Source organism: Stappia albiluteola, assembly GCF_014050225.1.
Lineage (GTDB): Bacteria > Pseudomonadota > Alphaproteobacteria > Rhizobiales > Stappiaceae > Hongsoonwoonella > Hongsoonwoonella albiluteola.
Genome location: NZ_JACFXV010000043.1, coordinates 295,814 through 308,286 on the forward strand (window position 1 = coordinate 295,814; position 12,473 = coordinate 308,286).

The 12,473-nt window shown below is 63.7% G+C and carries 13 protein-coding genes; 11 read left to right on the forward strand and 2 right to left on the reverse strand.

The features are described 5' to 3' along the window. Positions 1-81: 81 nt before the first annotated feature. Both H2509_RS05650 and H2509_RS05655 read right to left on the reverse strand, forming a co-directional pair. Entirely contained in the window at positions 82-1,278 is a 1,197-nt protein-coding gene (locus H2509_RS05650; protein ID WP_182163152.1) for a benzoate/H(+) symporter BenE family transporter, read from the reverse strand. An 88-nt stretch (positions 1,279-1,366) separates the two neighbouring features. Then, a complete protein-coding gene (locus tag H2509_RS05655; RefSeq protein ID WP_182163154.1) occupies positions 1,367-1,837 on the reverse strand; it encodes a BLUF domain-containing protein in 471 nt (156 codons plus the stop codon). Positions 1,838-2,023: 186 nt separating this feature from the next. Between H2509_RS05655 and apbC the strand changes: the two genes are divergently transcribed. From apbC to H2509_RS05710, 11 genes are all read left to right on the forward strand, one after another. Continuing rightward, a complete protein-coding gene (gene apbC, locus H2509_RS05660; protein ID WP_235974701.1) occupies positions 2,024-3,217 on the forward strand; it encodes an iron-sulfur cluster carrier protein ApbC in 1,194 nt (397 codons plus the stop codon). A gap of 339 nt (positions 3,218-3,556) precedes the next feature. Continuing rightward, the gene (locus H2509_RS05665; protein WP_182163156.1) at positions 3,557-4,225 is read left to right on the forward strand and encodes a TorD/DmsD family molecular chaperone; all 669 of its coding nucleotides are present in this window, start codon (positions 3,557-3,559) and stop codon (positions 4,223-4,225) included. Between the two features lie 28 nt (positions 4,226-4,253). Next, a complete protein-coding gene (locus tag H2509_RS05670; protein ID WP_182163158.1) occupies positions 4,254-4,460 on the forward strand; it encodes a twin-arginine translocation signal domain-containing protein in 207 nt (68 codons plus the stop codon). 84 nt (positions 4,461-4,544) lie between these two features. Then, the gene (locus H2509_RS05675; RefSeq protein WP_182163160.1) at positions 4,545-7,460 is read left to right on the forward strand and encodes a formate dehydrogenase subunit alpha; all 2,916 of its coding nucleotides are present in this window, start codon (positions 4,545-4,547) and stop codon (positions 7,458-7,460) included. Positions 7,461-7,474: 14 nt separating this feature from the next. Then, positions 7,475-8,074 (forward strand): formate dehydrogenase FDH3 subunit beta, encoded by a 600-nt coding sequence (gene fdh3B / locus H2509_RS05680; RefSeq protein WP_182163162.1) that lies wholly within the window; start codon positions 7,475-7,477, stop codon positions 8,072-8,074. 181 nt (positions 8,075-8,255) lie between these two features. Next, positions 8,256-8,429 carry a hypothetical protein gene (locus tag H2509_RS05685; protein ID WP_182163164.1) on the forward strand — a complete coding sequence of 58 codons (174 nt, stop codon included), beginning with the start codon at positions 8,256-8,258 and terminating at the stop codon, positions 8,427-8,429. A 65-nt stretch (positions 8,430-8,494) separates the two neighbouring features. Continuing rightward, positions 8,495-9,676: a formate dehydrogenase subunit gamma gene (locus H2509_RS05690; RefSeq protein WP_182163166.1), complete on the forward strand. Its 1,182-nt coding sequence runs from the start codon at positions 8,495-8,497 to the stop codon at positions 9,674-9,676. Positions 9,677-9,698: 22 nt separating this feature from the next. Beyond that, entirely contained in the window at positions 9,699-11,072 is a 1,374-nt protein-coding gene (locus H2509_RS05695; protein WP_182163168.1) for a c-type cytochrome, read from the forward strand. After that, positions 11,069-11,233 carry a hypothetical protein gene (locus H2509_RS05700; protein WP_182163170.1) on the forward strand — a complete coding sequence of 55 codons (165 nt, stop codon included), beginning with the start codon at positions 11,069-11,071 and terminating at the stop codon, positions 11,231-11,233. The genes H2509_RS05695 and H2509_RS05700 overlap by 4 nt, the downstream gene beginning before the upstream one ends. Further along, the gene (locus H2509_RS05705; RefSeq protein WP_182163172.1) at positions 11,233-12,177 is read left to right on the forward strand and encodes a S1C family serine protease; all 945 of its coding nucleotides are present in this window, start codon (positions 11,233-11,235) and stop codon (positions 12,175-12,177) included. Before H2509_RS05700 ends, H2509_RS05705 begins: the two co-directional genes overlap by 1 nt. A 100-nt stretch (positions 12,178-12,277) precedes the next feature. Beyond that, the gene (locus tag H2509_RS05710) at positions 12,278-12,469 is read left to right on the forward strand and encodes a DUF6494 family protein (RefSeq protein WP_182163174.1); all 192 of its coding nucleotides are present in this window, start codon (positions 12,278-12,280) and stop codon (positions 12,467-12,469) included. Positions 12,470-12,473 lie beyond the last annotated feature (4 nt).

Sequence of the window (12,473 nt, forward strand, 5' to 3'; positions counted from 1 at the left end):
GGCATATCCTCCCCAGATTATGCATGTTTACTCAGGGTATGGTGTCGTCCCAGCCGGAAGCAAGGGGGAGGATCTGCCAATTCAACGTTGTGCAAAACGTGCAACCGCAATCATGCAAAGCCCGGCGACAAGGCCCCAGAATGCCCCCGATATGCCGAAGAAACTCGTGCCGGACGCGGTGACCAGAAACGTGACCAGAGCCGCTTCCCGCCGGCTTTCGTCGGCGAGGGCGGCGGAAATCGACGCGGCGAGCGCACCAAGCAGGGCAAGGCCCGCGACAGCTTCGATCAGAATGGGCGGCGCCGAGATCGCCAGCGCAGTGGCGAGCCCGGCCATCAGGCCGAACGCGCAATAAAAGATGCCGGCGAAGACGACGGCCCAGTAGCGGCGCGCGGGATCGGGGTCCGCATCGGGGCCGGCGCAAATCGCCGCGGTGATCGCCGCCAGGTTGACAGCGTGCCCGCCGAAGGGAGCGGAAAGCAGCGAGAATAGTCCGGTGGACCAGAACAGGCGGCCCGGTTCGGGGCGGTAACCGTTGACGTTCAGCACCGCCATGCCGGGAATGTTCTGCGATGCCATCGTCACGATGAATAGGGGAAGCGCAATTCCCACCATGGCGCCGAAGGAGAAGGCCGGGGCGACGAAAACGGCATCCGGCGACAGCCCTGCCGTCCCGAGGGCGCCGCCATCCGTACTATAGGCGACGAGTACCGCTGCGACGACCACCGCTGCCGGTATCGCCAGAAGCCGTTTGATGCGGCCCACGACCAGCCAGACGGCAACGACCGGCAGCGCGAGGGCGGGAACTTCGGCCACCGCTTCCACCGGCGCCAGGCAAAGGCCGAGCAATACGCCCGCGAGCATGGCATTGGCGAGCGGTGCCGGTATTGCGGCGACAGCCCGGCCGAACGGTCTGATGAAGCCGGCGGCGACGATCAGCGCGCCGCAGACCAAAAAAGCGCCGACGGCGGCAGGGAAGCCGCCTTCCGGCATCTGCGTGCTTGCCAGCAGGGCGGCGCCCGGCGTCGACCAGGCGACGGATATCGGCATTCGGTGCCAGATGCTGAGCACGATGCCGGACAGTCCCATGCTGATGCTGAGCGCCATCAGCCCGGAGGCGGCTTCTGCAGGCGAGGCTCCAACGGCGATCAGGCCTTGCAGAACGACGGCGAAGGAACTGGCAAAGCCGACGACCGCCGCCAGCAGCCCGGCCGAGACGGTCGCGAAGGACGGTCGCGCGGCGATCCCGTGCGCTGAAATCGTGGAACTGTCCGGCATCTTGCGCTCACCCGTTGTCGATCTGCCAAGCATAAGTCGGCCGATCCTGCCTAGCCGGACGCAGGGGCAAACGACAAGCGGAAGTTTTTCAGACCATCAGCGCGGCGCGGGTGATGCGTGCGGGATCGAGCCTCTTCGCGATGCCTTCCATGATCGACAGCGTTTCGCGGAAGCCGGCACTGGCCTCGCCGCGCGCAAATCGGTGGATCGCTTGATTGGTCCTGGTCGAGGGTGTCGCTCTAAGGTCCGCGAAATACATCCAGCTCGCCCGGAACAGCCGGTTCGGGATGCGGGCGGAGGATACAACCTGCAGCGACGCCAGGCGCGGATCCCGGCGGGCGCAGTCCAGCGTATCGTCGAGACCGGATATCTCGCCTTCGATCCACTGAAAGACGTGATTCGGGAAGAGCAGGATGGCTCCGGTAACGCCGTTCAGCCGGTTCAGCCGCCTCGCCCGCATCAGGGTTCGCTCTATTTCATCCTCGACGGGACGATGAACGGCCGTCCAGTCGATCGTGGCGCGAAAGGCGAGCCCATGCAGGTCCGGGTGGAGGTCCATAGGCGGATACTCCCTTGAAGGATTCGACCCTGGCTCCATTCTTCCGCGGCAATGCTTCCGAAAGGGTAAAGATTGACGAAAATTGTAGTGGCCGGGCCGTTTCTCCCTCAAAGAACGCCCGGGTGCTTTCCCCTTCGGGCCGCATGAACTAAGACTGCGGACTGCAATCGGATGCGAGTGGTTGGAATGTTTTGGAAAAAGGGATCGGGCATGCTGTCTAAAGAGGCGGTTCTCAAGGAGCTTTCCAAGGTCAAGGGGCCGGATCTGCAAGGGGATATCGTCTCGCTCGGCCTGGTTTCCGACATCTTCATCTCCGAGGGCCGTGTCGCCTTTTCCGTAACCGTGCCCGCGGAACGCGCGACGGAGCTCGAGCCGCTGCGCCAGGCGGCCGAAAAGATCGTTTCCGGGATGCCTGGCGTCGAAAAGGCAATGGTGGCCCTGACGGCGGAGCGCAAGGCGGGCACGCAATCGCCCGTGCGCCCGGCCCCGGCCAGGTCCGATGCAGACCGCGTGCCGCCGCCCATGCAGGCGCGGGCGCGCGCGGCGGGTCCTCAGCCCTCTACCCAGAAGCCGGGCGTGCCGGGGGTGAAGGCGATCATCGCGGTTGCGTCGGGCAAGGGCGGCGTCGGCAAGTCCACCACCACCTGCAACCTGGCGCTTGCCCTGCAGGCGAACGGCCTGAAGGTCGGCGTTCTGGATGCCGATATCTACGGTCCGTCGGTTCCCCGCCTGTTTCATGTCACCGGCCGGCCGGAGCCGGTGTCCGGACGCATCCTCAAGCCGCTTGAAGGCTACGGCGTGAAGGTGATGTCCATGGGGTTCCTCGTGGAAGAGGAAACGCCGATGATCTGGCGCGGGCCGATGGTGATTTCCGCGATCACCCAGATGCTGCGCGAGGTCGCCTGGGGCGAGCTCGATGTCCTCGTCGTCGACATGCCGCCGGGTACGGGGGACGCGCAGCTGACCATGGCGCAGAACGTGCCGCTGGCCGGCGCGGTGATCGTTTCCACGCCGCAGGACCTTGCGCTGATCGATGCGCGCAAGGGGCTCAACATGTTCCGTCGCGTCGATGTGCCCGTTCTCGGTATCGTCGAGAACATGAGCTATTTCTTGTGCCCGGATTGCGGCGGCCGCCACGATATCTTCGGTCACGGCGGCGCGCGCAAGGAGGCGGAGAAGCTCGGCGTTCCCTTCCTCGGCGAAGTCCCGCTCGACATGGCGATCCGCGAGAAGTCCGACGCCGGCACGCCCGTGGTGGTCACCGATCCGGACGGGCCGCATGCGACGATCTACAAGGAGATCGCGCGGAAGGTGGTGGCCGAGATTGAGCGCAACAACGCGGACGCGCACCGCGCCCCGCCGAAAATCGTCATCGAATAGCGCGGATCGTTGCTTGGGCGGGCTTGTCCGATCGCTCGGCCGGTCTCTTCCCGGGCGACTGCGACTCGGCGGATAAGATCCGGCGTGCGGTTCCGTATGTGACCGAAAATGCCGCGGTCGCTCGTCTCCTGTAACGCAGAGATGCGCGAAAGTGTGATGCTGCAATGCAAAATATAACCACCTGAAAGAATTTTCGCGCCTGTCTTTTCGTGTCGTTCTTTGCTGTATTGCGCGTATTGATCTTGATTTTCGGCAGAAACGCACAGGTGCGGCGCAATACCAAATTCATTTGCAATATGAATAGCTTGCTCGTTATTCTTCCAGATGGGAGGCATCTGGATGACGGTAGCAGATACGCCAAGTCAACAATCCCGCTCGACCAAGGCTCCAAAAGGCGAAATCGGTCAAGGCGGGATCGCGCATGCGCGGATTGCCGACGAAGATCAGGACCGCGCCGCTCTCTACAATCTCCTTGGCAGTGCCTTGGAGCGTCCTGTCGGTGGGGAATGGCTCACCGCAGCGTCGCGGCTTGTCGGTGGCGACGGGCCGCTTGGCGAGGCGATCGATGCATTGGCGCTTGCCGCTTCGCGCATGTCGGCGCAATCAGCCGCGCGCGAATACCAGGACCTGTTCATCGGAATCGGTCGCGGCGAGCTGGTTCCCTTCGGGTCTTATTATCTGACCGGATTCCTTCACGAAAAGCCCCTGGCGCTGTTGCGTGCCGACATGGCGAAGCTCGGCGTCGAGCGCGATCCGGCGAGCAAGGAGCCGGAGGATCACGCTGCCGCGCTTTGCCAGATGATGGCCGGCTTCATTGCCGGCGCGTTTGGCCCGTCCCTCCCGCTCGATGAGCAGAAGCGCTTCTATGTTGCCCATGTCGGCAGCTGGATGCCCTATTTCTTCCGGGATCTGGAAAATGCGCAATCGGGGCAGATTTACAAAGAAATCGGCCGTATCGGCCGACTGTTCCTCGAGATTGAGGGACGGGCATTCGAGATGGTGAACTGAGAATTCGTCGCATTGGAGGATGGACGTCATGGCTAAGGATGACCGGGTCAGGGATGACGGAAAGGTCGAGGCGGACCGCAGGAGCTTTCTGAAGCTTGCCGGTCTCGGCGCGGTGGCAAGCGGCGCGACCATTGTCGCCGGCGAGGCCGCTGCTGTGGAGGCTTCTTCGCAGAAAGCCTCCGGATACCGGGAAACGGAACACGTAAAGACGTTTTACAAGACGGCGCGTTTCTGACGCGCGGGGCAGTTCGCGGCGCGGATTGCAAGCGCGCCCGCCTGATGCAAGACCGGCCGTGAGACCGGCGAAGGGAGAGACGACATGCTGAGGAAAAAGGCGAGCGCTGCAGCCCGTCCGGCCCGGTTGTCCGCTGCAATCGAGGCAATCGGCGCCAGTGCCATGGACCGCAGAAGCTTCCTGCGCCGGTCCGGTGTGACGGCGGGCGGCGTTGCTGCTGCGGCGGCCTTCTCCGGATCGATGGTGCGCCGGGCGGAAGCCCAGGCCGCAACCGCGGCGAAGGTCGACATCAAGAAATCGGTCTGCACGCACTGCTCGGTCGGCTGTACCGTGCTGGCGGAGGTGCAGGACGGTGTGTGGATTGGCCAGGAACCGGGGTTCGACAGCCCGTTCAATCTTGGCGCCCATTGCGCCAAGGGTGCCTCCGTGCGCGAGCATGCGCATGGCGAGCGGCGGCTGAAATACCCGACCAAGCTGGTCAACGGCAAGTGGGAGCGCATTTCCTGGGATCAGGCGATCGAAGAGATCGGCAACAAGATGCTGGAAGTGCGGGAGAGCTCCGGGCCTGACAGCGTCTACTGGCTGGGTTCGGCCAAGCACTCGAACGAGCAGGCCTATCTGATCCGCAAGTTCGCCGCCTTCTGGGGGTCGAACAACGTCGATCACCAGGCGCGTATCTGTCACTCGACCACGGTCGCGGGTGTTGCCAACACCTGGGGCTATGGCGCGATGACGAATTCCTACAACGATATCCATAACTCGCGGGCGATCTTCCTGATTGGCGGCAACCCGGCGGAAGCCCATCCGGTTTCCCTGCTGCATCTGCTGAAGGCCAAGGAAGAGAACAACGCGCCGCTGATCGTCTGCGATCCGCGCTTCACCCGTACAGCCGCGCATGCGAGCGAGTATGTGCGCTTCCGTCCGGGCACGGACGTGGCGCTCGTCTGGGGCATTCTCTGGCACATCTTCGACAATGGCTGGGAGGACAAGGAGTTCATCCGCCAGCGCGTCTGGGGTATGGACCAGATCAAGGCCGAAGTCGCCAACTGGACTCCGGAAGAGACCGAGCGCGTCACCGGCGTGCCCGGCTCGCAATTGAAGCGCGTTGCCCGCACGCTGGCGAACAACCGTCCGGGCACGGTGATCTGGTGCATGGGCGGCACCCAGCACACCAACGGCAACAACAACACCCGCGCCTATTGCGCCTTGCAGCTTGCGCTCGGCAACATGGGCAGGGCGGGCGGCGGCACCAACATCTTCCGCGGCCATGACAACGTGCAGGGTGCGACGGATCTCGGCGTGCTGGCCGATACGCTTCCCGGTTATTACGGTCTGGAAGAAGGAGCCTGGAAACATTGGGCTCGTGTGTGGGACGTCGACTACGGTTATCTGCAGGGCCGCTTCGCCACGATGAAGGGCAAGGACGGCGCTGACGTCGCGATGATGAACGAGAAGGGTATTCCCGTCTCGCGCTGGATCGATGGCGTGCTGGAGGACAAGGAAAACCTCGTCCAGCCCGACAACACCCGGGTGATGGTGCTTTGGGGCCATGCGCCGAACTCGCAGACCCGGCAGCCGGAAATGAAGACGGCGATGGAGAAGCTCGACATGCTTGTCGTGGTCGATCCGTATCCGACCGTCTCGGCGATCCTGCACGATCGCACCGATGGCGTCTATCTGCTGCCGGCGGCGACGCAGTTCGAGACCTCCGGCTCGGTGACGGCGTCCAACCGCTCGCTGCAATGGCGCGAAAAGGTGGTCGAGCCGCTGTTCGAGGCGCTGCCCGATCACACGATCATGTACAAGTTCGCGGTGAAGTTCGGCTTTGCCGACGAGATGTTCAAGAACATTGCGGTGGAGAACGACGAGCCGCTGGTGGAGGACATCACCCGCGAATTCAACCGCGGCATGTGGACCGTCGGCTATACCGGCCAGTCGCCGGAGCGGCTGAAGATGCACATGGCCAACCAGCACACCTTCGACCGCACGACGCTGCGGGCGAGGGGCGGTCCGGCCGATGGCGACTTCTACGGCCTGCCGTGGCCGTGCTGGGGTACGGCGGAAATGGGTCACCCCGGCTCGGCGGTGCTCTACGATACGTCGATTCCGGTCGCCGAAGGCGGCATGGGCTTCCGCGCCCGCTTCGGCGTGGAGCGGGATGGCGACAACCTACTGGCCGAGGGATCGTGGCCGGTCGGCTCGGAGATCGAGGATGGCTACCCCGAGTTCACCATGGCCATGCTCGCGAAGCTTGGCTGGGACGGCGACCTGACTGCCGAAGAGCGGGCCTCGATCGAGAAGGTCGCGGGCTCGTCCGATCCGGAAGCGGTCGGCAAGGTGAACTGGAAGACCGACCTGTCCGGCGGCATCCAGCGGGTGGCGATCAAGCATGGCTGCGCGCCCTACGGCAACGCCAAGGCCCGCGCGGTGGTGTGGACCTTCCCGGATCCGGTGCCGCTGCATCGCGAACCGCTCTATACCAACCGCCGCGATCTGCTCGACAAGTACGCCACCTATGACGACAAGGTCTTCTGGCGCGTGCCGACGGCCTACAAGTCGATCCAGGAGAAGGACTTCTCCAAGGATTTCCCGATGATCCTGACTTCGGGACGCCTGGTGGAATACGAAGGCGGCGGCGACGAGAGCCGGTCCAACCCGTGGCTGGCGGAACTGCAGCAGGACATGTTCGTCGAGATCAACCCGGTCGACGCGAACAACCTCGGCATCCGCGACGGCGAAATGGTCTGGGTCACCGGTCCGGAAGACGGCAAGGTCAAGGTCATGGCGATGATCACCGAGCGCGTCGGCCGGGGCGTTGCCTTCATGCCATTCCACTTCGGCGGCTGGTTCCAGGGCGAGGATCGTCGGTCGAAATATCCGGCCGGAGCCGATCCTTACGTGCTTGGCGAAGCGTCGAACACGGCCCAGACCTACGGGTACGACTCGGTCACCCAGATGCAGGAAACAAAAGCCACGCTGTGCCGCATCGAGCGCGCGTGAGGGAGGGATAACTCATGGCACGGATGAAATTCCTGTGTGACGCGGAGCGCTGCATCGAATGCAATGCCTGCGTGACGGCATGCAAGAACGAGCATGAGGTCCCCTGGGGCATCAATCGTCGGCGCGTGGTGACGATCCAGGACGGCAAGCCGGGGGAACGCTCCATCTCGGTCGCCTGCATGCATTGCTCGGATGCGCCCTGCATGGCGGTCTGCCCGGTGGATTGCTTCTACCAGTCCGAAGAGGGAGTGGTGTTGCATTCCAAGGACCTGTGCATCGGCTGCGGCTATTGCTTCTACGCGTGCCCCTTCGGGGCGCCGCAATATCCGCAGGCCGGCAATTTCGGCTCGCGCGGCAAGATGGACAAGTGCACCTTCTGTTCGGGCGGTCCGGAGGCTGACAATTCGCAGGCTGAATTCACCAAATACGGCCGCAACCGTCTGGCGGAAGGCAAGTTGCCGCTTTGCGCGGAAATGTGCTCGACCAAGGCGCTCCTGGCCGGCGACGGCGATGTGGTCTCGGCGATCTATCGCGAGCGCGTCGTGGCACGCGGTTTCGGTTCCGGTGCCTGGGGCTGGGGCACGGCCTACGAGCAGAAGGCCGGCAGCTTCTGATCTTCAGTGATCGAAATGCCGGATTTGCCTGAAAGGCGCTAGGATAAGGGGCGGGGTCATTCCCCGCCCCGTTTTGCAGGAGCGGGGTCCCCTAATTCCGGGTATTTGGACCCGTTAGACAGGAGCGCGGCAAAGAGTGGCGACCGGGTCGAATTCGATCAAGACGAGGCGTGGAAGGGTTGTGCTGGCGGCCATGGCGGGATTGCTGGCCATTGGTCTTTCCTCATGCCGTGAGGATGAGCAGAACCGGGCGCTACACCTTGAAAAGGGAACCTATGCCGGCAAGGCCGACAAGGAACTGACGCCGGAGCAGCAACGCGAGTTGCAGGCGCGCGGTTACAAGCAAAAATTCTGAAAGGCGTCGCGTGACGCAACAGCGGGCGGTGGGCGGTGTTGATTGGCAATCTCGGGAGGGAGACGATGCGGAAAGCGGTGGAAACCTGTCGTGAGCAAGTTCCGGATCGCAATACCCGCGGACATGGGGCGCAGTCGCATCGCGGCGCCGCGTTCCTGAAATTGGCGGTGTTCCTGTTATTCGCGTTCCTTCTCGCGGTTCCGGCTCTGGCGCCGGCTCAGGCGCAGCCGACGTCGAACCCCGTTGCCTCGGAAAGTCCGGCCGATGGCCATGTACCCGGCAACACATTGGGTACGGCTTCGGATGCGGATCTGTGGCGCGCCGTGCGCCAGGGCGTGGCTGGCAATGTGTCCATTCCCGACAAGAAGGCGGGAACGCTCGTCCAGTCGGAAGGCGAACTCTGGCGTTCGCTGCGCAATGGTCCTGTTGCTCTTTATTCCAGCTGGGCGCTGATCGGCATGATCGTGCTGCTGGCGCTGTTTTTCGCCCTTCGCGGCCGAATCCGGATCGATCATGGGCGCTCCGGCGCAACCATCACCCGCTTTGCCGGTTATGAGCGCTTCGGCCACTGGCTGCTGGCGCTTTCCTTCCTCACCCTGGCGGTTACCGGCCTGAACATCATGTATGGCCGATATGTGCTGCTGCCGATCATCGGGGGCGAGGCGTTCGGTTTCATCACGCTGATGGGCAAGTACCTGCACAATTACCTCGCCTTCGCCTTCATGGCCGGGCTGGTGATGATCTTCCTGATGTGGGTGCGCCACAATCTGCCGGACCGCACCGATCTCGTGTGGCTGGCAAAGGGCGGCGGCATTTTCGTCAAGGGCAGCCATCCACCGGCGAAGAAGTTCAACGCCGGGCAGAAGGCGATCTTCTGGCTCGTCATCCTGCTTGGCCTCTCGCTGTCCGTCTCCGGCTGGGCACTTCTCTTCCCATTCACGACGGATTTCTTCTCCGGCACGTTCGCGGCGGTGAATGCCGTCTTCGGCACCGACCTGCCGACCGCGCTGGCTCCCATCCAGGAACAGCAGCTCAACAGCCTGTGGCATTCGGTCGTCGCCGTGGCGCTGACCTGCGTCATTCTCGCCCATATCTATATCGGCTCGGTCGGCATGGAGGGCGCCTTCGACGCGATGGGCTCGGGAGAGGTGGACCTCAACTGGGCCAAGGAACACCACTCGATCTGGGTCGAGGAGGTCACTGCCGGGGAGCGCGGCCCTGCCGGCGCTCCGCAGGCGGCCGAATAGCCGCAAGCCGGGCGTGGCAACAATGACCGCCTGCGGCCTGAAGACCGTATTGGCTTTCGGCGTGACCATGTGCCTCGCCGGGACGGTTCATGCCTGGCCCGAGCGCTTCGAGGGCCACGGCGGGCCGGTCAAATCCATCGCCCTGTCGGCGGATGGCAGTTCGGCGCTTTCCTCGTCATTCGACTATTCGGCGATCGTCTGGCAGGTCGGCAAGGATAGCGCTGCCGTCGGCCAGCGTCTGATCGGCCATGAGGGCCCGCTTAACGACGGCGTGCTGGTCGGGAAGGACATGGCCGCCACCGTGTCCGACGACGGCTCTGTCGCGCTTTGGAATCTTGCGACCGGCGAGATGCTCGACCGTGTGGACGAGGGCGAGGAAAAGATGATCCGGGTCGCCGCCAGCGCCGATGGCCGGTTCGTTGCTTCCGCGTCCTGGGATCGCAATGCCTATGTCTACGGCCTTGCCGGCAACCGGCTTGGCCGCCACGCCGTTCTGTCCGGCCATCGCGGGCCGGTCAACGCGGTTGCGTTCCTTCCTGACGGCAAGCGGCTGATAACGGCCTCCTATGATGGTGTGATACGCCTCTTCGACGCGGACAGCGGTGAATTGCAGCGTGAGGCCTATTCCCACGGCTGGGGCGTCAATGTGCTGGCCGTATTGCCGGATGGTGACCGGGTCGTCTTCGGTGCCGCCGATGGCGAGGCCGGTGTGATTTCGCTTGCCAGGGGAGAGATCGTCAAGATCCTACCGAAGCACGAGCGTCCCGTGCTTTCCGTGGCCCTCTCGAGCGACCTCAGCGCACTGGCAATCGGAGATGGCGCAGGCGTCATCCGTTTCTACTCGGTGGACGGCTTCGCCCTGGAAGAGGAATTTCAGAACCCCTATGGCCCGGTATGGGGTCTTGCGATCTCTCCCGACAACAAGACGGTGTTCTATGCCGGGCTCGACGATAGCGTGAAGTCCTGGCAGGTGACGCCGCGCGCGCCGTTCGAGCCGGTGGAAAATGACTTCCCGCGACGCTTCCAGGTCTCGGAAACGGCTGATCCCGGGGAGCTTCAATTCGCCAGGAAGTGCTCCGTCTGCCATACTCTGACGCCGGATGGCGCCAATCGGGCAGGGCCGACGCTCTATGGTGTGTTCGGACGCAAGGTCGGTTCGCTGCCGGGTTATCCCTATTCGAATGCCCTGAGGACGGCCGACTTCGTCTGGAGCGAAAAGACCATTTCCGATCTCTTCGACTACGGTCCGGACGTGGTGACGCCCGGTTCCAAGATGCCGCTGCAAAGGCTCAGGACGGAGGCCGACAGGGATGCCCTGATCGCCTTCCTGAAGCGGGCGACGGCGCCGGGTCCGGATCGGCGGAGCTCCCAGGAAAGAAACGAGGTGGTGAAATGAAGGCGTTTCTGGCAGGTCTTGCGGCCATGGCTGTCATCGGCGTCGCTGCCTGGGCCGTCCTGACCAAGGCCTACGATTACTCTTCGGCCAGCGTCTATACGTCGGCCAATCCGGGCGCCGTACGCCTGTCGCCCTCCGACGAGGCGCAAAAGGGCGGCTGATGCGGTTTCATTCGGGCGCATTGGCGCTTGCGTGTATGTCCTGCCTGCTGCTGCCTGGCGCTGCCGCGCGCGCCGATCCGAAGGCTATAGCCGACGCGCGCCACTCCGTGGTTGTTCTGCTGCCGGACTGGCCGAAGGGCCGGGTTCGCGCCGAAGAACCCGAGGGCTCGGCGGTGGTGGTTGCGGACGGGCACTGGCTCGTCACCGCGGATCACGTCCTCGGGCCTGCGAAGGGCGCTCGCATCCGTCTTGCGGACGGCCGCCTGATCGATACCGAAATTGCCGCTCGCGACCGGGAAAGCGATCTTGCTTTCCTGCGAATTGCCGAAGCCTTGCCGCCGATTGAGTTTGCCGGCGATCCGGAGGTTGCGACAACGGCCTGCGCCATCGGCAACAGCTTCGGTCTCGGGGTCGCGGTTACGTGCGGCGTCGTGTCCGCCACGGGCCGAGGGGGTGTCGGCTTCAACGATATCGAGGATTTCGTGCAAACGGATGCCGCCGTCAATCCGGGCGCTTCGGGCGGGGCTCTCGTCGATGAATACGGCCGGCTGATCGGTATCCTGTCGGCAATCTACACCAAGGCCAATGACGGTGACCTCGGCGTCAATTTCGCGGTCTCCGCGCCGTTGACCGCAGTATTGTTGGAAAAGATCCAGGCAGACGGCCGCCTCGCGCATTTGCGCCTCGGCGTGTCGCTTGTCGAAACGCGTCCCGGCCCCGAGGCGGCCGGATTGGAGGTCCGCGCCGTGGAGGCCGGCGGGCTGGCGGAACAGGCCGGTTTGCGTGCCGGGGATGTCGTCGTTGCCGTTGACGGCGCTCCCGTTTCGTCCGTGGCCGGCCTGAGGGGCAGGCTGGCGAGGGAAACTGGCGGTTCCTCGCTGAAAATCCGCCGCGCGGGTGAGGTGGCCGATATTTCGGTGAGGTACGCAATAGGAGACAATTGATCGGCAAGAGGACTATCGTCTTGCAGGGATAAAACCTTGAAAATCTGATAGAAACACGCTCATTGGCGTGCGGGCTGCAAATTGCGGAGGAAGGGAAGGAATGAACGAGGAAAACTTCAACATGTCGATGCGCAAGTTCCTGAAGCAGGTCGGCGTGACCTCGCAGCAGGCGATCGAGCGTCAGGTGCGCGAGACCGGCATGGAAAGCGGCAAGCTCAACGTTCGCATGAAGCTGACGATCGACGGCCAGGACTTTGAACACGTCGTCGAAGGGGTGATCGATCTCGACTGACCGG

Bases quoted from the DNA above. Each gene is read 5' to 3' on its own strand.
- H2509_RS05650 (WP_182163152.1), bottom strand. From the start codon at position 1,278: ATGCCGGACAGTTCCACGATTTCAGCGCACGGGATCGCCGCGCGACCG.
- H2509_RS05655 (WP_182163154.1), bottom strand. From the start codon at position 1,837: ATGGACCTCCACCCGGACCTGCATGGGCTCGCCTTTCGCGCCACGATC.
- apbC (WP_235974701.1), top strand. From the start codon at position 2,024: ATGTTTTGGAAAAAGGGATCGGGCATGCTGTCTAAAGAGGCGGTTCTC.
- H2509_RS05665 (WP_182163156.1), top strand. From the start codon at position 3,557: ATGACGGTAGCAGATACGCCAAGTCAACAATCCCGCTCGACCAAGGCT.
- H2509_RS05670 (WP_182163158.1), top strand. From the start codon at position 4,254: ATGGCTAAGGATGACCGGGTCAGGGATGACGGAAAGGTCGAGGCGGAC.
- H2509_RS05675 (WP_182163160.1), top strand. From the start codon at position 4,545: ATGCTGAGGAAAAAGGCGAGCGCTGCAGCCCGTCCGGCCCGGTTGTCC.
- fdh3B (WP_182163162.1), top strand. From the start codon at position 7,475: ATGGCACGGATGAAATTCCTGTGTGACGCGGAGCGCTGCATCGAATGC.
- H2509_RS05690 (WP_182163166.1), top strand. From the start codon at position 8,495: ATGCGGAAAGCGGTGGAAACCTGTCGTGAGCAAGTTCCGGATCGCAAT.
- H2509_RS05695 (WP_182163168.1), top strand. From the start codon at position 9,699: ATGACCGCCTGCGGCCTGAAGACCGTATTGGCTTTCGGCGTGACCATG.
- H2509_RS05700 (WP_182163170.1), top strand. From the start codon at position 11,069: ATGAAGGCGTTTCTGGCAGGTCTTGCGGCCATGGCTGTCATCGGCGTC.
- H2509_RS05705 (WP_182163172.1), top strand. From the start codon at position 11,233: ATGCGGTTTCATTCGGGCGCATTGGCGCTTGCGTGTATGTCCTGCCTG.
- H2509_RS05710 (WP_182163174.1), top strand. From the start codon at position 12,278: ATGAACGAGGAAAACTTCAACATGTCGATGCGCAAGTTCCTGAAGCAG.